This is a genomic window from Geodermatophilus tzadiensis, assembly GCF_003002915.1.
Taxonomy (GTDB): Bacteria; Actinomycetota; Actinomycetes; order Mycobacteriales; family Geodermatophilaceae; genus Geodermatophilus; species Geodermatophilus tzadiensis.
In genome coordinates this window covers 67,964-86,560 of record NZ_PVTG01000009.1, presented here as the reverse complement: position 1 = coordinate 86,560, position 18,597 = coordinate 67,964, and the positions used below count along the sequence as shown (strand labels likewise).

The window sequence follows — 18,597 nt, the reverse complement described above, 5'->3', positions numbered from 1 at the left end:
CCGCCACGCTTCGGACGCCGGGAGCCGGCGCCGACGACGGGATCCGAAGCAGCCGTGGTCACTCCCGCACGGTGCTCAGCGCAGGTCCTCGTCGACCTGGATGCGGTCGCCGGCGATCCCGGGCCGCTCCCGCCAGTAGCGGCCGTCCCGGCTCCGCCAGACCAGCATCAGCACCAGGCCGAGCACGAAGATGCCGACGCCGATGACCAGCGGCGGGCCCACGCCCAGCCACGCCTGGCCGGTGTAGGAGTTCCCCGGGTCGGCGAGGTCGCGGATCGACAGCACCAGCAGCCAGACCAGCAGCCCGGCCCCGACCAGCGGGCCCACCCCGATGAGCAGGAGGCTCGACACGCTGCGGGTCAGCTGCCGGCGGTGGTAGACCGCGCAGGCGATGCCGGTGAGCGCGTAGTAGAAGGCGATCAGCAGCGACAGCGCGGTGATCGAGTCGAACAGCGCGTTCTCGCTGACCAGGCTCACCCCGACGAACCAGACGCTGGCGATGGCGCCGACCCACCAGGTGGACACGTCGGGCGTGCGGTGGCGCGGCGAGACGTGCCCGAAGCGGCGCGGCAGCGCGTACCGCCGGGCCATCGACAGGCCGGTGCGCGACGCCGGGAGGATGGTCGTCTGGGTCGACGCGATCGCCGCCGTGGCGACCGACAGCAGGACCACCCAGTCCCAGCCGCCCATCACCTCGGTGGCCAGCAGCCCGAAGACCGCCTCCTCCTCGTCGGCGTTCCCGGCCAGGTAGTCGGTGCCCGCGAACGCGAGGACGGCGACCGCCACGGCGACGTAGGTGACCAGCAGGACGACGGTGGACGCGATCGCGGCCCGGCCCGGCGCGGTGGTGGAGTCGCGGGTCTCCTCGGTCAGGTTCACCGCGGACTCCCAGCCCCAGTAGGCGAACACGCCGAGCAGCAGCCCGCCGCTGAGCGCCGCGCCGCCGGCGCCGAACGGGTTCAGCCAGTCCCAGCCCGGGTCGAGGCCACCCAGCGGGCTGTCGCCGGTGACCCCGCGGTAGGTGGCGACCCCGGCGAACACCAGCAGCGCCCCGGTCTGGGCGAGGATGAGCACGTTCTGCAGCCGCGCCGACAGCTCGGTGCCCAGCACGCAGATCCACGTCATGAGCAGGACCAGCCCGACGGTCAGCACGAGCACGACGGCGGTGTTCCCGGCCAGGGAGTCCAGGCCGAGCAGGCGCAGCGTGAAGACGACGCCGACGTTCGCCAGCGACCCGACGATCAGGACGCCGGTCATCGCGATGGCCCAGCCGCCGATCCACCCGGCCCACGGCCCCATCGCCCGGGTCACCCAGGAGAACGTCGTCCCGCAGTCGGGGTCCACGCGGTTGAGCGCGGCGAAGGCCGACGCGATGAGCACCATCGGCACGAACGAGGCCAGCAGGACGCCCGGGGCGTGCACCCCGCTGATGGCCACGAGGGCACCGATGATCGCCGCGAGCGTGTAGGCCGGCGAGGTGGAGGCCAGGCCGATCACGAGGGCGTCGACGAACCCGATGACGCCCGGGCGGAGGGTGGCCTCCTCCCCCGGGCGGACGGCGGAGTCGGCGGGGTCCGGCTGCATCCGACGGTTATCGCAGCGCCGCACCCGTCGGACAAGGGTCCGGCGCCCGCGGACCCGCCCTGACCAGGGAACTGGTCGCTAGGGTGTCCGCCACCCGTGGAGGTGGACGATGCGCATCCTGCTGGTGGGTGCCGGCGGCGTCGGCAGCGCGGTCACCGCGATCGCGGCGCGTCGGGACTTCGTGGACCGGCTCGTCGTCGCCGACGTCGACCCCGCCCGCGCCGGGAAGGCGGTCGCCGCGGCGGGCGACCCGCGGTTCGTCGCCGCCGGCGTCGACGCCTCCGACGAGGCCGGCGTGCGGGCCCTGCTCGCCGGGCACGGCTGCGACGTGCTGCTCAACGCGACCGACCCGCGGTTCGTCGTGCCGCTGTTCCGGGCGGCGCTCGCCGCCGGCGTCGACTACCTGGACATGGCGATGTCGCTGTCGCGCCCGCACCCCGAGCGCCCGTACGAGCTGACCGGGGTCAAGCTCGGCGACGAGCAGTTCGCGCTCGCCGCGGAGTGGGCGGCGGCCGGGCGGCTGGCGCTGGTGGGCATGGGCGTGGAGCCGGGCCTGTCCGACGTCTTCGCCCGGTACGCCGCCGACCACCTGTTCGCCACCATCGACGAGATCGGCGTCCGCGACGGGGCGGATCTGACCGTGCGGGGCCACGCGTTCGCGCCGTCGTTCAACATCTGGACCACGATCGAGGAGTGCCTCAACCCGCCGGTGGTGTGGGAGCGGGACCGCGGCTGGTACACCACCGAGCCGTTCAGCGAACCGGAGGTCTTCGACTTCCCCGAGGGCATCGGCCCGGTGGAGTGCGTCAACGTGGAGCACGAGGAGGTGCTCCTCGTGCCGCGCTGGATCGACGCCGGTCGCGTCACCTTCAAGTACGGCCTCGGCGCGCACGTCATCGAGGTGCTCCGCGTGCTGCACGAGACCGGTCTGGACTCCACCACGCCGGTCCGCGTCGGCGACGTGGCGGTCGCGCCGCGTGACCTGGTCGCCGCGGCGCTGCCGGACCCGGCCTCCCTGGGCGGGCTCATGACCGGGCGGACCTGCGCGGGGGTGTGGGTGAGCGGGACGGGCACCGACGGCCGGCCGCGGCAGGTGTACCTGTACCACGTGGTCGACAACGCCTGGTCGATGGCCGAGTACGGAGCCCAGGCGGTCGTCTGGCAGACCGCGGTGAACCCCGTGGTCGCCCTCGAGCTGCGGGCCACCGGACGGTGGCAGGGCAGCGGGGTGCTCGGCCCGGAGGCCTTCGACGCGGTCCCGTTCCTCGACCTGCTGACCGCCTACGGCTCCCCCTGGGGGATGCGCGAGGGCGGCTGAGGAGGGACCCCCGCACGGGGTCCCTCCTCAGCCGCCCTCAGCCCACGGCCTCCACCAGCCGGCGGAGCTCCGCGACCACCACGCAGGCCCGGCCCAGCACGTCGTCGCGCGCGGACCCGGCCCGGTCGCGGACGGCGGCGAAGCGGGCCAGCGCCGCCCCGTGCCGCCCGGTGAGCACGTCGGGGTCGCGCAGCACCGCGGCCACCAGCGCCCAGTGCATCCGGTCGACCTCCTCGCGCAGCGCCGCCCGGGCGGCGACCACCCAGTGCGAGTCGCCGGCCCGCTCCACCGTCCAGGCGTGCACCCGTGGCAGGCCGAGCAGCCGCTCCACCTCGGCGTCGGCGGCCAGCGCGCGCCCGGCGTCCGCGGCACCGGCCACCCGGGCCAGGTCCACCACGTCGGCCTGGCAGCCCAGGACCGCCACCCGCTCGGCCAGCTCCGGGCCCGCCCCGGCGGCGGTGAGCTCCGCGGCCAGTGCGCGCGCCCGCTCGCCCGCTGCCCCGGGCCGCGCCAGCCACCCGGCCGCGTCCAGCCCGGTGACGACGGCCCGCAGCGCCGGTGCGGCGGCGGTGAGCGCCGCGGGGTCCCGGTGGGCGGCCAGCAGCCGGTCGGCCACCCGCTCGGTGGCCGCCTGCAGTTCCGGCAGCGCCAGCCGCTCCACGGCCAGCGGCACCTCGCTGCCGACGAGGCCGTCGACCAGGGCCCACAGCGGGTCGAGGTCGAGCACGCGGGTGGCCACCGTGTAGGCGCGGGCGGCCACCGCGGTGGGCACGTCGTGGCGCTCCTCCAGCCGCAGCAGGAAGCCGGGGCCGACCCGGTTGACCAGGTCGTTGGCCAGCTGGGTGGCGGTGATCTCGCGGGCCAGCGGGTGGGTGGCCACCCGGTCGGGCCAGCGCTCGCGCACCGCCCGCGGGAAGTAGGCCGCCAGCACGCCGGCCACCGACGGGTCGTCGGGCAGGTCGCTGGCCAGCAGCTCCTGGCGCACCAGGTTCTTCGAGTGCGCCAGCAGCACCGCGGCCTCGGGCCGGGTCAGGCCGGCACCGGCCTGGCGCAGCCGCTCGACGTCCGCCTCCGACGGCAGCCCCTCCAGGTCGCGGTCGAGGCCGTGCCGCTCGAGGTCGCCGATGAGCTGGGCGTGCCGGTCGAGCAGGAACGGGGCCTGCGCGGCGCACACCGACAGCGCCCGGGCCTGCAGCGCGTTGTCGGCCAGCACCGCGGCGGCCACCTCGTCCTCGACCGCCCGCAGCACCGCGTCCCGCTCGGCGCGGGGCACCCCCGACAGCGCGATCTTGAGGTTCACCTCGCGGTCGGAGGTGTCCACGCCCGCGGAGTTGTCGATGAAGTCGGTGTTGAGCGCGACGCCGGCCCGCGCGGCGGCGGTGCGGGCGCGCTGGGTCAGCCCCAGGTTGCCGCCCTCCCCCACCACGCGGCAGCGCAGCTCGTCGGCGGTCACCCGCACCGCGTCGTTGGCCCGGTCGCCCACCTGCGCGTCGGTCTCGTCGGCGGCGCGGACGTAGGTGCCGATGCCGCCGTTCCACAGCAGGTCGACCGGTGCCCGCAGCACCGCCCGCACCAGCTCGGCCGGCGACAGCTCCTCGGCGTCCACCCCCAGCCGCGCCCGCACCTGCGGGGAGAGCGGCACGCTCTTGGCGTCGCGGCGGTACACGCCGCCGCCCGCCGACAGCGCGGTGCGGTCGTAGTCGTCCCACGACGAGCCGGGCAGCGCGAACAGCCGCCGCCGCTCGGCCGCCGATCGCGCCGGGTCGGGGTCGGGGTCGAGGAAGACGTGCCGGTGGTCGAAGGCGGCCACCAGCCGCAGCCGGTCGGACAGCAGCATCCCGTTGCCGAAGACGTCGCCGGACATGTCGCCGACGCCGACCGCGGTCAGCTCCCCGTCGGGGTCCACGCCGAGCTCGCGCAGGTGCCGGCGCACCGACACCCAGGCGCCGCGGGCGGTGATGCCCATCGCCTTGTGGTCGTAGCCGCTGGACCCGCCGGAGGCGAACGCGTCGCCCAGCCAGAAGCCGCGGCTCTCGGCGACCTCGTTGGCCAGGTCGGAGAACGTCGCCGTCCCCTTGTCGGCGGCCACCACCAGGTAGGGGTCCTCGCCGTCGTGCACCACGGTGCGCGGCGGGGGCACCACCCGGTCGCCGTCGCGGTCGTCGGTGACGTCGAGCAGCGCGCCGACGAACGTGCGGTAGGCGGCGGCCACCCGCTGCTGCACCGCCGCGCGGTCGAGGCCGCGCAGGTCCTCCCGGACGACGAAGGCGCCCTTCGCGCCGGCCGGCACGATGACGGCGTTCTTCACCATCTGCGCCTTGACCAGGCCGAGCACCTCGGTGCGGAAGTCCTCGGGGCGCTCGGACCAGCGCAGCCCGCCGCGGGCGACCCGCGCGCCGCGCAGGTGCAGGCCCTCCACGACCGGCGAGCAGACGAAGGTCTCCACCTCCGGCCGCGGCGCGGGCAGCAGGTCCAGCCGCGCCGAGGCGATCTTCAGCGCCAGCGCCGGGCGCGGGGCCCCGGCGGCGTCCACCTGGTAGCGGTTGGTGCGCACCACGGCGGCCAGCACGTCGCGCAGACCGCGCAGGATGCGGTCCTGGTCCAGGCTGGTCGTCCGGGTGAGCAGCTCGGCCAGGTGGTCGGCGGCCGACGCCGCGGCCGCGGGGTCGGCGGCGTCGGGGTCGTGCCGGGCGGCGAAGTGCGCTAGCAGCGCGCGGGCGAACTCCGGCGCGGCGAGCACCGTCTCCTCGACGTAGCCGCGGGACAGGCCCAGGCCCACCTGCGCGAGGTAGCGGCAGGCGGCCCGCAGCACGGCGACGTCGCGCACCGGCAGGCCCGCGCCGACGGTCAGCCGGGACAGCCCGTCGAGCTCGGTCTCCCCCGCCCAGGCCGCGGCCAGGGCCTGCTCGAGCCGGGGCAGCGCGGTGGCCGGCGCCGTCCCGGCCGGCAGCAGCAGCTCCAGCAGGGTGGCCGGCGCGTCGCCGTCCCCGGGGACGGCGACGGCGTCGGCCACCCGCACGCCGAGCCGGTCGAGGACCGGCACCACGTCGGCCAGCAGCGGGCGGTCGGCCGGCCAGGTGACCAGGCCGCCGACCCGGCCGCCGGCGGCCGGGCCCTCCGGTCGCAGGGTCAGCCGGCGGCGGGCGCCGGCGGCCGGGGCGCTCACTTCCCGGCGTGCGCGTCGAAGGCGGCGTCGAGGACGTCGAGGCCCTCGGTGAGCAGGTCCTGCCCGATGACCAGCGGGGGCAGGAAGCGCAGCACGTTGCTGTGCGTGCCGGCGGTCAGCGTGATGACGCCCTCGGCGTGGCAGGCCTTGGAGATGGCGTTGGTCAGCGCGGAGTCGGGCTCGGTCGTGCCGGGCTTGACCAGCTCGACGGCGAGCATCGCACCGCGGCCGCGGACGTCGCCGACCACGCCGGTGCGCTCCTTGAGGGCGTGCAGCCGCGGCAGCATGGTGGCCTCGATGGCGCGGGCCGCGGCGTTGAGGTCCTGCTCGCGCATCGTGCGGATGGTGGCCAGCGCGGCGGCGCAGGCCACCGGGTTGCCGCCGTAGGTGCCGCCCAGGCCGCCGGTGTGCACGGCGTCCATGAGCTCGGCGCGGCCGGTGACGCCGGCCAGCGGCATGCCGCCGGCGATGCCCTTGGCGGTGGCCACCAGGTCGGGGACGACGCCCTCGTGCTCGGCGGCGAACCAGGCGCCGGTGCGGCAGAAGCCGGTCTGCACCTCGTCGGCGATGAACACCGCGCCCGAACGGCGGCACCACTCGCTCAGGGCCGGCAGGAAGCCCGGCGCCGGGACGACGAAGCCGCCCTCGCCCTGGATCGGCTCGATGAGCACCGCGGCCACGTTGTGGGCACCGATCTGCGTCTCGATCAGGTCGAACGCCCGCGCGGCGGCCTGCTCGCCGGTCATCCCGGGCGCGTCGCGGAACGGGTAGGACATCGGCACCCGGTAGACCTCGCCGGCGAAGGGCCCGAAGCCGTTCTTGTACGGCATGTTCTTCGCCGTCAGCGCCATCGTGAGGTTGGTGCGGCCGTGGTAGGCGTGGTCGAAGACGACGACGGCGGAGCGGCCGGTGGCCACCCGGGCCACCTTGACGGCGTTCTCCACGGCCTCGGCGCCGGTGTTGAACAGCGCCGAGCGCTTCTCGTGGTCGCCGGGGGTGAGCCGGTCGAGCTCCTCGGCGACGGCGACGTAGCCCTCGTAGGGACCGACCATGAAGCAGGTGTGGCTGAACGCCGCGACCTGCGCCTGGACGGCGGCGACCACCTCGGGGGCGGCGTGGCCGACGTTGGTGACGGCGATGCCCGAGCCGAGGTCGATGAAGGAGTTGCCGTCGACGTCGACGACCACGCCGCCGCTGGCGCGCTCGACGTAGACGGGCAGGACGCTGCCCACGGCGGAGGTGACCGCGGCCGACCGGCGGGCGGCCAGCTCGCGCGAGCGGGGGCCGGGGAGCTCGGTGACCAGGCGCCGCTCCTGGGCGATCGTGTCCGGTCCGGGAAGCAGGGTGGTCATGGCTCTCTCCTCGCGGGTCGGTCTCCCCCGACGGGGGACGTCCTGGCCTCCAGGGTGGGTGAGGCACGTCTCTCCCGGTACCGTCCGGACCGGCACCCCGGGGGCGACCGGGTGTCCACTTCGTCGAGAGGTCCGTCCGTGCCGGTCACCGTGGCGACCCTGCTGGGGACCGCGTCGCTGGAGCTGGCGCTGCACACCCGCAGCGCGCCGGTGGACCGCGCCGTCTCCTGGGTGCACGTCAGCGAGCTGGCCGACCCGACACCGTTCCTCGAGGGCGGCGAGCTGCTGCTGACCACCGGCCTGGCCCTGACCCCCGGGGACGCCCCCGCGTACGTGCGGCGGCTGGCCGGCGCGGGCGTGGTCGGCCTGGGCCTGGGCACCGGGCTCAGCCACGAGCGGGTGCCCGACGAGCTGGTGGCCGCCGCCGACGAGTCCGGCCTGGCGGTGCTCGAGGTGCCGCGGCAGACGCCGTTCATCGCGCTGTCGCGGACGGTGTCCACCGCGCTGGCCGCCGAGGAGTACGCGGCGGTGGCCCGCACGTCGACGGTGCAGCGGGAGCTGACCCGCGCCGCGGTCGGTCCGGGCGCCCCGGGCACCGTCGTCGACCGGCTGGCCCGCCACCTCGGCGGCTGGGCCCTGCTGCTCGACGCCGCCGGGACGCCGCTGGAGGCCGCCCCGGCCGGGGCGCGGTCACGCGCCGGGGCGCTGGCCGGCGCGGTCGACCGGCTGCGCACCGCCCGCCCGCCGGCCGGGGCCGCGCTCACCCAGCCCGGGGAGACGGTGCTGCTGCAGTCGCTGGGCACCGGGTCGCGGGTGCGCGGCTTCCTCGCCGTCGGCCGGCCCGGGCCCTTCCCGGCCGGCGACCGGCACGTGGTCAACGCCGCCGCGCTGCTGCTGACCCTGCGGCTGGAGCAGTCGCGGGCGCTGGACTCGGGCACCGCGGCGCTGCGGGCGGCGATCCTGCGGCTGCTGCTGGCCGGGCAGACCGCCGCGGCCGAGCCCGTGGTGGCGGCGCTGGGCGAGCGGCTGCCGGACGAGCCGGTGCTGACCGTCGCCGTGCTGGGCAGCGCCGAGCAGCGCGCCGCCGCCGTCGACGTCGCCGCTGACGCGGCCGCCGCCTCGCGCGAGCCGGTCCTGTCGGCCGAGGTCGACGACGCCCTCGTCGTCCTGGTGCCGGCCGGCGGCGCGCTGGCCGGCCGGCTCGCCGACCTGCCGGAGCGGGTGCCCGGCGCGGTCCTGGGCACCGCCGCGCCCGTGCCGTGGGCGCGGCTGGCCGACGGCGTGCGGCAGGCCCGCCAGGCCGCCGGGCACGGCCGCGCCGCCGGGCGGCCGGTGACCGCCTTCGCCGACCTCGCCGGCCGCGGGCTGGGCGCGCTGCTCGACCCGGCGGCCACCACCGCCTTCGCCGAGGCCGCCCTCGCGCCGCTGGCCGCCGCCGACCGCGCCGGACCCGGCGACCTGGTCGAGTCGCTGCGGGTCTGGCTGGCCGCGCACGGCCAGTGGGAGCCGGCCGCGGCCCGGCTGGGCGTGCACCGGCACACCCTGCGCAAGCGCATCCGCCGGGCCGAGGAGCTGCTGGGCCGCGACCTGGACTCCCCCGGCGTCCGCGCCGAGCTCTGGCTGGCGCTGCACCCGCCGACCGCCTGAGCGTGCAACTCCGCGGAGTTGCCCCGTGCACGTCCGCGGAGTTGCCCCGTGCACGTCCGCGGAGTTGCCCCGTGCACGTCCGCGGAGTTGCCCCGTGCACGTCCGCGGAGTTGCCCCGTGCACGTCCGCGGAGTTGCCCCGTGCACGTCCGCGGAGTTGCCCCGTGCACGTCCGCGGAGTTGCCCCGTGCACGTCCGCGGAGTTGCCCGTGGGCAACTCCGCGGACGTGCACGCAGGGCTCAGGCGAAGGCGGGCATGACCTCGTCGTGGATCAGCTGCAGCTGCTCCTCCACCGACGCCACCCCGGGCAGCTCGCGCCCGGTGAAGGTCCTGACGATCGAGGCGTCGGTGATCGCGGCGATCAGGTGGTTGACGCCGGTCGGCTCGATCTCCTTGATCTTCGCCGTCACCTCCTCCGGCGTCCCGGAGAACGACAGCTTCTCGGTGAGCTCCGGGGAGGTCAGCTCGATGCCCCGCGCGAGGTCACCGGCGGCGATGGCGTCGACGATCGGCTTCAGCTCCGCCGCGTCCACCCCGTGCCGCTCCAGCTGCTCGGCCGGCATGGAGGAGGCGTAGATGCCGACCATGCTGCGGGCGGCGTCCTTCGCGGCCGCGGAGTCCCGGCCCACGGCGACGACCACCCAGGCGCCGAAGTCCAGCGTCGTCCAGTCCTTGCCGGCCCGCTCGGCGCCGATCCGCAGGTGCTCGGCGGCGTACTCGTAGGCCTCCCGGCTGTAGCTGAGCGCGTGGTGGCAGCCGTCGGAGTGCTCCGCGGCGGCCTCGAACGACTTCGGGCCCCGCATCGCGCCCATCTTGACCGGCAGCCGCTCCTGCACCGGCCGGGCGAAGGTGAACAGCCCGTCGTAGCGGAAGAACTCGCCGTCGTAGGTGATCGCCCCGTCGTCGAGCAGGGTGCGGACGACGTGGACCGCCTCGACGACCCGCGACAGCGGCTTGGTCTTCGTCCAGTCCAGCTTGTACTGCGCCAGCAGCCCGAAGTTGCCGCTGGACAGCACGACCTCCGCCCGTCCCCCGGTGAGCTCGTCGAGGGTGGCCGCGGCCTGCGCGATCAGCGTGGGCTCCCGGAGGGTCACCGGCGACACGCTCGGCCCCATCCGGATCCGCGAGGTCTGGGCGGCCGCGGCGGCGAAGAGCAGCCACAGGTCCTTGTGCCAGGTCTCGTCGGCGGCGTACACGGCGTGGAAGCCGAGCTCGTCGGCCAGCCGGATCGCCCGCAGGCACTCCTCGAGGGAGTAGTCGGGCAGCATCGCGTAGCTGAACTTCATCGGATCTCCTCACTCACCCGGACACCGGCACTCCGCCGGATCTGCTGGAGCTGTGCTGCGACCTCGCGGGCGTCGCCCTCGGGGACGTGTGCGGAGTGGCGGTCCGGCCGGGCGAGGAACAGGTAGAGCAACCCGCTCCCGGCGACGACGGCCAGGCCGATGGCGACGATCCAGCGGTCGAGGAGGGTCTCGGTGCCCGGGGCCGGCTTGAGCAGCAGCACGATGGCGAACACGCCGTAGGCCAGCGCGAGCACGTTGACCACCAGGCCGGCCGGGCCGAGGTTCCACAGGCCCGCCGGCCGCCAGCCCTTGAGCCGTTGCCGCAGCGCGGCCAGGACGACCGCCTGGAAGGCGATGTAGATGCCGAGGACCGCGAACGCGGTGACCCGGGCCAGGGAGTCGGGCTGCCAGAAGACGAACAGGCAGATCAGCACCGGCACCACGCACACCACGAGCAGCGCGTTCGTGGGGACGGCGTGCCGTGCGGAGACGTGGGACAGCCACCCGCTCGCCGGCAGCATCCGGTCGCGGGCGAAGGCGTAGAGCAGCCGGCTGCCGGCGGCCTGCAGGGACAGCACGCAGGAGACGAAGGCGACGACGGTGACGACGAGGAAGACCTTCGACCCGACGGTGCCCAGCGCGCTCTCCAGGATGCTCGGGATCGGGTCGACGTCCTCGCCGGCCATGATCGCCTGCAGCTGGGCGTCCGGGGCGGCCAGCACGTAGCCGGCGTAGGAGAGGAGGCCCGACACCCCGCCGACCAGGATGGTCAGGACCATCGCCCGCGGGATGCGGCGGGTCGGGTCGGCGACCTCCTCGGCGACGTCACCGCAGGCCTCGAAGCCGTAGAAGAGGAACAGCCCGGACAGCGCCGCGGCCAGGAAGGTGCCCGCGTACGCCCCGCCGCCGCCGGCACCGAGGGTGTCGAAGAAGATCGAGAACGGCTGCTCCCGCCGGAACAGCAGCAGGTAGAGGCCCAGCGCGACGACACCGACGAGCTCCGCGGCCAGGCCGATCTTCGCGATGCGGGCCAGCGTGCGGGTGCCGCTGTAGTTGATGCCGAAGGCGAGGACGAGCAGCCCCACCGCGGTCGCCAGCGCCACGCCGGGGCTGGCCTCGATGCCGAACAGCGCGGCGACGAAGCCACCGCCGAACTCGGCCACGGCGGTGACGGTGACGATGATCGCCCAGATGTAGACCCACGAGACGATCCAGGCGTAGCGCCGGTTCCACAGCCGCCGCGTCCACGGGTAGATGCCGCCGGCCAGCGGGTACTGGGAGACCACCTCGCCGAAGACCAGCGCCACCAGCAGCTGGCCGACGCCGACGATGACGATCCACCAGATCGCCGGGGGCCCGCCGATGGAGAGGCTGTAGGCGAACAGGGAGTACACACCCACCAGCGGGGACAGGTACGTGAAGCCCAGGGCCATGTTGGCCCACAGGCCCATGCTGCGCTCGAACTGGCCGGTGTAGCCCAGTGCAGCGAGCTGGGCGTCGTCGGCGGTGCCGCCGGCGTGCGTTCCGGGTGGTGTCACCGGGTCTCCTCGGCTCGGTGGCGGGGCGGGCGACGGACGTCGCTGTGCCCCAGGCCACAAGGTCGGGCGAAAACCTATAGAGCCATAGGTCACAGGACAAGACACCGCACGCCGTCTTCTCGTCCCGATCGGGTGGCGGTCGGCGAGCGGAGCCGCCCCGGGCTCAGCCGGCGAGGCGGTGCCCGTCGCGCACCATCAGCAGCCGCCAGGGCGCCCCGGCGACCGGGGTGCCCTCCCCGGGCGTCCCGGTGTCGGGTGGCAGCAGGCTGCCGACGAGGAAGCGCGGGGCGGTCGAGAGGACCACCCGCTCCTCGTCGTTGAGCAGGACGAAGGGCGCGGGGAGCGACCCGAGCGCCTCCAGCAGGTGGGTCTCGAACCGGCGCACCGGGACGTCGGCGCCAGCCACGCCGACGAACTGCCCGCCGGCCACGACGGGCGCGGTCAGCGTGAGCACGTAGCGCCCGGTGCCGTGGACGTCGACGAACGGGCCGACGACGTGCCGCTGCCCCGTGCGCCGCGGGACGTCGAACCACTCGGTGGCCGTGTAGTCGTAGTAGCCGAGGCTGCTCGGCCGCAGGTCGGGCTCGAGCGTCCGCAGGTCCCCGCGCTCGGTGTCGACCTGCCACCACTCCAGCCGCAGCGGCAGTCCCTCCGCCGGCCGCGGTGCCACGACCAGGCCCAGCCCGACGGCCAGCTGCCCGGGCTCGTGCAGCAGCTCGCGGACCGCCGTCGGGAGCACCGCCCGGCCGGCCAGCAGACCCTCGCGCTCGACCGAGCGCAGCGCCGCGTCGTGCACGCGGGCGACCGTGGCGAAGACCCGCTCCACGACGCCGGTGACCGCCGCTCCGACGCGGGCGAGCTCGCCGGCCCCGGGACGGCTCACGACACGTCCCGCTGGGCGACCACTGCGCCGGCGCCGCCGAGCCGCTGCAGCCGCAGCTCGATCGCCCAGAGCGTGCGGGTCTCGATGTGCGCCTCGGCCAGGGCCCGCGCCCGGGCCGCGTCACGGTCCTCGATGGCGTCGACGACGGCCCGGTGGCCGGCGACGATGACGTCGAGCAGTCCCGGGGCGTGCGCCGGCGGCCACGGCAGCTGGCCGAGCTCCAGGTGCAGGTCCATCTCCTGCATGGTCAGGCGCACCGACTGGGCGCAGGCGGCCAGCTCGACGTACCACCGGCCGTCGGTACGGCGCTGGCCGGTCACCGTCCCGGCCTCGGCCAGCCGGTCGACGATGTCGCGCAGCCGGGCGATCTCGGTCCGGGAGGCCCGGGACGCGGCGAGCCGGGCCGCGGCCGCCGCGAGCGCGCCGTGCACGTCGCCGAGCTCGCGCAGGTCCGTGGTCCCCAGCTCGGCCAGACGGGCGTCGGCGAGCTCGCCGAGCACGTCCTCCCGCGCCCGCGCGAAGCTGCCACCGCCCCGGCCGCGGCGCGTCTCGACCAGCCCGAGCTTGCGCAGCTCGGCCAGCGCCTCCCGCAGGGTGACCGTGGAGACCCGCAGCATCGTCGCCAGGTCGGTCTCGGTGGGCAGCTGCTCGCCGTCCCCGAGCAGGCCGAGGGCGATGGCACTGCCGACCCGGCGGACGACGGCCTCGCTGCGCAGCGCACCGTCGTCGAGCGGCGCGAAGACCGCCCGCCGGGCGTCACCGCTGAGCAGTTGCACCGTCGCCTCCCGTGACCGGCTCCTGCGGGGAGTGTCCCACCCGGAGCGCGGAGCGTTAACCGTTGATTCCATAGGTTTTAGCCGTTAGCGTGACCCGGACCCCAGCCACCCTGTGACGAGGAGCACGCAGTGACCCAGGTCCAGCCCGAGCGGGCGCCCGGGGCGGACGCCCTGTCGGAGCCGTTCACCCCGGGGGCCCCGTCCAACCCGCCCGAGCTCGCGGACTTCCCGGAGACCCTCGCCGGGCCGGTGCCCCCGCCGGTCGCCGACCCGAAGACGGCCGCGTTCGTCGAGCAGTGGCGCAACACCTCGTACAACTGCTTCTCCTCGGGCCACAAGTTCTGCCGCGAGGTCTGCCCGGTCACCCAGGTGGAGCGCAACGAGTCGTGGACCCCGACGGCGTTCCACGCCAACGTCGTCGCCATGGAGCGCGGCGAGCTCGAGATCGCCGACATCGCGGCCGACTACGTCAACTGCACCCAGTGCGGCGCCTGCGAGCTGCGCTGTCCGAACACGCTGTTCACCGGCGACTTCTACCGGTTCCGCACCCGCACGGTCGACGTCGTCAAGGCGGTGCGGTCGCTGGCGGTCGAGAGCGGCGTCCACCAGCCCAGCTGGCAGATCTGGAACGAGCGCACCGACCTGCGCACGCACGAGCCGGTGCTGGGCGAGACGCCGGTCAGCCAGGAGAAGGTGCGCGACTGGGCCGAGGGCCTCGACATCCCGATCGGCGGCGAGACCGTCCTGTTCGTCGACTGCGAGGCCGCCTTCTACCGGACCTCGGTGCCGCGCGCGGTGGCGCAGATGCTGCAGATGGCCGGCTACGAGTTCGGCCTGATGGGCGAGCAGTGGTGCTGCGGCGGCCCGGCCGCCGAGATGGGCTACGCCGAGCAGGCGCAGCGCTTCGCCCGGCACAACCTGGACAACTGGCGGGCCACGGGCACCAAGCGGCTGCTCGTCCTCGACCCGCACGACTACATCAGCTTCACCGAGGACTACCCGAAGTACTTCGGCGAGGAGTTCGACATCGAGGTCGTCCTCGTCATCGAGGTCCTGGCGCAGCTGCTGCGCGAGGGCCGGCTCACCCCGTCGGTGCCGGTGGACCGGGCGATCACCTACCACGACCCGTGTCGCCTCAACAAGCGCAAGGGGATCTGGCAGGAGCCGCGCGAGCTGCTGCGGGCCATCCCCGGCCTGCACTTCGAGGACGTCGACCGGGTGACCCAGTGGTCCTACTGCTCCGGCGGCGGTGGCGGCCTGCCCATCGAGAAGCCTGAGCTCACCGCAAAGATCAGCGCGATGCGCCTGGAGCGGGCCGCCGAGCTCGACGTCGACACGCTCGTCAGCGCCTGCCCGTGGTCGGAGCGGCCGCTGTCGGAGGCCGGTGACGCGCAGGACATCGACGTCGTCGACCTGCACGAGCTGTTCGCCCAGTCGCTCGGCATCACCGTCGGCGGCTCCCGCGGCGACGTCGGCGACCGCCGGCTGGCCCAGGAGCGCACCGGCGTCCCCGGCCGGGCCCGGCGGGCACACGGCAGCTCCCGCGGCGGCTGCGGGGGCGGCGGCTGCGGCGGCGGGTGCGGCAGTGGGTCCGGCAACGGTTCCGGCGGCTGCGGGTGCGGAGGGCACTGACCATGACGATGACCGAGCCCACGCCCACGATCGGCACCGAGCCGTTCAGCCGCGAGCCGCTCAGCGAGGACCGGCTCAACCAGCTGGTCGCCGCGCTGCGGCCGATCCTGGGCGACGACCAGATCCTGCTGGCCAAGACCGACCGCTACAACCGGGCCCGGGTGCCGGCGCCCTTCCCCGTGCACCGCTGGTCCGAGCGCGTCCCCGACGTGGTCGTCCTGCCCACCTCCACCGAGCAGGTGGCCGCGGTGGTCAAGGTCGCCAACGAGCTGCGCGTGCCCGTCGTCCCGCGCGACGGCGGCACCGGCCTGACCGACGGCGCGGTGCCCATGCGGCGCGGCATCGTCGTCGACGTCAAGAGGATGAACCAGATCCACGAGCTGGACCTGGTCAACCGCACGGTCACCGTCGGCACGGGCATCAGCATGATGAAGCTCAACGAGCGGCTGGCCCAGCACGGGCTGTTCTACCCCGACGACCCGGCGTCCTACCCGTGCTCGCTGGTCGGCGGGCGGATCGGCACCAGCGGCTGGTCGCTGATCGGCTCCCGCTACGGGCACACCCGCGACCTGGTGCTGAGCTTCGACCACGTGCTGCCCACCGGCGAGGTGCTGCACGTCGGCGACGGGATCGGCCGGAAGATCAGCAAGAGCTCCAGCGGCTACCAGCTCAAGCACCTGTTCATGGGGCACCAGGGCACGCTCGGCATCGCGACGAAGGCGACGCTGAAGCTGTTCCCCAAGCCCGAGGCCGAGCTGTCGCCGTTCTGGGCGTTCGACGACTACGCCGCCGCGCACGCCTGCACCGGCGCCCTGGCCCGGGCGGGGATCGCCACCTTCGCCGGCGCGGTGCTCTTCGACGAGCACAAGGTCGCCTACCTGCGCCGCGACGACGAGGCCTACATCCCCCAGCCCACCGACGTCCGCGCCCTCGTCTGCGCGGTCGCCTACGGCTACGAGGACGAGGTCCGGGCCGGCGGCAGGCGGCTGTTCCGGATCGCCAAGGAGCACGGTGCCCGCTACCTGGGCGACGAGATCTCCGAGGGCGACTGGGCCGCGCGGCACGACCGCTACGCCACCCCGCTGCACGGCCGGACCAAGGACGGCCAGGTCATCCCGATGTCGTGGCACTGCGAGGACGCCGCGGTCAACTTCTCGAACGTGCCGGCGGTCAGCCGGGCCTGGCACGAGATCCTGGCCGACCTGCGGCGCAAGACCGACGTCTTCGACGACTGGGGCATGTTCGCCTACACGTCGGCCAGCACCGGGGTCGACTACCTGACCGAGATCGACGTCGGCATCTGGGAGCAGCGCCTCGACGACGCCGCCTGGGCGGCCTGGGTGCAGGCCAAGCGGGACATCGCCGCGGTGGCGATCGCGCACGGCGGCTCGATGAGCGCCTGCCACGGGTCCTGCCGCGAGGGCGAGGTCGACCTGCTGCCGCAGGAGCTGGGCAAGGGCTTCGACGTGATGCTCGAGGTGAAGCGGGCGCTGGACCCCAACAACGTGATGAACCCGGGCAAGTACCTGCTCGACCGGGCCTACGGGAGGGACACGACCGATGAGAACCGATGACCAGCCCCAGCCCACCGGCCCGGCGGCCACGGCCCCCTACCGCTTCGCCGAACAGCACACCCCGCCGGCCCCGCTGCGGGCGAGCGAGGTGGCGCAGACGACCTTCGAGCACGTCTACGAGGTCGATCCGCGGCTGATGCAGGAGCACGTGCTGCAGCAGGTGTTCCCCAACTGGGACACGCTGCGGATCATGCGCAGCCGGCACGACCACCTGGCGTGGATGCACCGGCACTTCGCGGAGCGGGTGGTGACCGGATCGGAGCTCCTGGCGGAGGTCGAGGCGGAGGCCGGAGTGCGGAATCCGCAAGAACCGGCCCCCGGTACTGGATCTACCGACGGTCTCGGGGCACGATGACCACCGGATCAGCACCACTGTCGAACGAGAGGGACCTGCGGTGAGCGAGAAGCTCGAGCTGCGCAACTTCGTCGGCGGCGAGCACGTCGACGTCACCGACGGCCGCCGGATGGACCTGGTGGACCCCTCCACCGGAGAGGTGTTCGCCTCCGCGCCGGTGTCGGGCGCCGAGGACGTCGACCGCGCCTACCGGGTCGCCGCCGACGCCTTCGAGACCTGGCGGGACACCACGCCGTCGGAGCGGCAGCGGGCGCTGCTGCGCCTGGCCGACCTGGTCGAGGAGCACGGCGACGAGCTGGTGGCGCTGGAGAGCCGCAACACCGGCAAGCCGACCGGGCTGACCGCCTCGGAGGAGATCCCCCCGATGGTCGACCAGATCCGGTTCTTCGCCGGCGCCGCCCGGACGCTGGAGGGCAAGGCCGCGACCGAGTACCTGGCCGGGCACACCTCGTGGATCCGGCGCGAGCCGATCGGCGTCGTCGGGCAGGTCACGCCGTGGAACTACCCGATGATGATGGCGGTCTGGAAGATCGCCCCGGCCCTCGCCGCGGGCAACACCGTCGTCCTCAAGCCGTCGGACACCACCCCGGTGAGCACGCTGCGGCTGGCCGAGCTGGCCGCGGAGGCCTTCCCGGCCGGCGTGCTCAACGTGGTCTGCGGCGACCGCGACACCGGCCGCGCCCTGGTCGAGCACCCGACGCCGCAGCTGGTGGCCATCACCGGGTCGGTGCGGGCCGGCATGGAGGTCGCCGGCGCCGCGGCCAGGGACGTCAAGCGGGTGCACCTCGAGCTCGGCGGCAAGGCGCCGGTGGTGGTCTTCGACGACGCCGACCTCGAGGCCGCCGCCGAGGCGATCGCCGTCGCCGGCTACTTCAACGCGGGGCAGGACTGCACGGCCGCCTCCCGCGTGCTGGCCGGCCCGGGCATCCACGACGACTTCGTCGCCGCGCTCACCGAGCAGGCCCGCGCCACGGCCACCACCTACGAGAAGGGCGCCGACGACGCCGACGCCCTGGTGCCGCCGGTGAACAACGCCAACCAGCTGGCCCACGTCACCGGCTTCCTCGACCGGCTGCCCGGCCACGCCGAGGTCACCGCGGGCGGCCGCCGCCAGGGCGACCGCGGCTTCTTCGTCGAGCCGACCGTCGTCGCGGGCCTGCGGCAGGACGACGAGATGGTGCAGCGGGAGGTGTTCGGCCCGGTCATCTCCGTGCAGCGCTTCACCGACGAGGACGAGGCGGTGCGCTGGGCCAACGGCGTGGACCTGGGGCTGGCCTCCAGCGTGTGGACGAAGGACTTCGGCCGCGCGATGCGGATGAGCAAGCGGCTGGACTTCGGCTGCGTGTGGATCAACACCCACATCCCGCTGGTCGCCGAGATGCCGCACGGCGGGTTCAAGCACTCCGGCTACGGCAAGGACCTCTCGCTCTACGGCCTGGAGGACTACACCCGCGTCAAGCACGTCATGGCCAACATCGACAGCTGA

The 18,597-nt window shown here is 74.7% G+C and carries 13 protein-coding genes; 6 read left to right on the top strand and 7 right to left on the bottom strand.

The genetic code is table 11. From position 1 onward, the window contains the following. Window positions 1-75: 75 nt before the first annotated feature. A complete protein-coding gene (locus tag LY71_RS12930) occupies window positions 76-1,584 on the bottom strand; it encodes an APC family permease (RefSeq protein ID WP_106278102.1) in 1,509 nt (502 codons plus the stop codon). A gap of 109 nt (window positions 1,585-1,693) precedes the next feature. On the opposite strand from LY71_RS12930, the gene LY71_RS12925 reads away from it, so the two are divergent. Continuing rightward, the gene (locus LY71_RS12925) at window positions 1,694-2,902 is read left to right on the top strand and encodes a saccharopine dehydrogenase family protein (RefSeq protein WP_106278100.1); all 1,209 of its coding nucleotides are present in this window, start codon (window positions 1,694-1,696) and stop codon (window positions 2,900-2,902) included. Window positions 2,903-2,939: 37 nt separating this feature from the next. Here the strand turns inward: LY71_RS12925 and LY71_RS12920 are convergent, their stop codons facing one another. Both LY71_RS12920 and gabT read right to left on the bottom strand, forming a co-directional pair. Then, window positions 2,940-6,068 carry an NAD-glutamate dehydrogenase domain-containing protein gene (locus LY71_RS12920; protein WP_106278098.1) on the bottom strand — a complete coding sequence of 1,043 codons (3,129 nt, stop codon included), beginning with the start codon at window positions 6,066-6,068 and terminating at the stop codon, window positions 2,940-2,942. Continuing rightward, window positions 6,065-7,420 carry a 4-aminobutyrate--2-oxoglutarate transaminase gene (gabT, locus tag LY71_RS12915; protein WP_106278096.1) on the bottom strand — a complete coding sequence of 452 codons (1,356 nt, stop codon included), beginning with the start codon at window positions 7,418-7,420 and terminating at the stop codon, window positions 6,065-6,067. Before gabT ends, LY71_RS12920 begins: the two co-directional genes overlap by 4 nt. Window positions 7,421-7,558: 138 nt before the next feature. Between gabT and LY71_RS12910 the strand changes: the two genes are divergently transcribed. Then, the gene (locus LY71_RS12910) at window positions 7,559-9,067 is read left to right on the top strand and encodes a PucR family transcriptional regulator (protein WP_106278094.1); all 1,509 of its coding nucleotides are present in this window, start codon (window positions 7,559-7,561) and stop codon (window positions 9,065-9,067) included. Between the two features lie 239 nt (window positions 9,068-9,306). On the opposite strand, the gene LY71_RS12905 is transcribed toward LY71_RS12910, so the two are convergent. The 4 genes from LY71_RS12905 to LY71_RS12890 all read right to left on the bottom strand — a co-directional run bounded on the left by LY71_RS12905 (window position 9,307) and on the right by LY71_RS12890 (window position 13,550). Continuing rightward, entirely contained in the window at window positions 9,307-10,353 is a 1,047-nt protein-coding gene (locus tag LY71_RS12905) for an LLM class flavin-dependent oxidoreductase (RefSeq protein WP_106278092.1), read from the bottom strand. After that, window positions 10,350-11,891, bottom strand: coding sequence for an APC family permease (locus tag LY71_RS12900; RefSeq protein WP_211297320.1), 1,542 nt, complete (start codon window positions 11,889-11,891; stop codon window positions 10,350-10,352). Before LY71_RS12900 ends, LY71_RS12905 begins: the two co-directional genes overlap by 4 nt. A gap of 163 nt (window positions 11,892-12,054) precedes the next feature. After that, the gene (locus LY71_RS12895; protein WP_106278089.1) at window positions 12,055-12,774 is read right to left on the bottom strand and encodes a cache domain-containing protein; all 720 of its coding nucleotides are present in this window, start codon (window positions 12,772-12,774) and stop codon (window positions 12,055-12,057) included. Then, entirely contained in the window at window positions 12,771-13,550 is a 780-nt protein-coding gene (locus LY71_RS12890) for a FadR/GntR family transcriptional regulator (RefSeq protein ID WP_170121342.1), read from the bottom strand. Before LY71_RS12890 ends, LY71_RS12895 begins: the two co-directional genes overlap by 4 nt. A 129-nt stretch (window positions 13,551-13,679) precedes the next feature. Here LY71_RS12890 and LY71_RS12885 point away from each other — a divergent pair, with 129 nt between their 5' ends. Genes LY71_RS12885 through LY71_RS12870 form a run of 4 tightly spaced genes read left to right on the top strand, consistent with a single transcriptional unit; the run spans window position 13,680 to window position 18,597 of the window. Beyond that, window positions 13,680-15,182, top strand: a complete 1,503-nt coding sequence (locus LY71_RS12885) for a (Fe-S)-binding protein (RefSeq protein WP_211297319.1) — start codon at window positions 13,680-13,682, stop codon at window positions 15,180-15,182. An 8-nt stretch (window positions 15,183-15,190) separates the two neighbouring features. Next, window positions 15,191-16,756, top strand: coding sequence for an FAD-binding oxidoreductase (locus LY71_RS12880; RefSeq protein WP_106278297.1), 1,566 nt, complete (start codon window positions 15,191-15,193; stop codon window positions 16,754-16,756). Further along, window positions 16,743-17,111 carry a hypothetical protein gene (locus LY71_RS12875; RefSeq protein ID WP_211297318.1) on the top strand — a complete coding sequence of 123 codons (369 nt, stop codon included), beginning with the start codon at window positions 16,743-16,745 and terminating at the stop codon, window positions 17,109-17,111. The genes LY71_RS12880 and LY71_RS12875 overlap by 14 nt, the downstream gene beginning before the upstream one ends. Before the next feature lie 40 nt (window positions 17,112-17,151). Further along, window positions 17,152-18,597, top strand: coding sequence for a gamma-aminobutyraldehyde dehydrogenase (locus tag LY71_RS12870; RefSeq protein ID WP_106278085.1), 1,446 nt, complete (start codon window positions 17,152-17,154; stop codon window positions 18,595-18,597).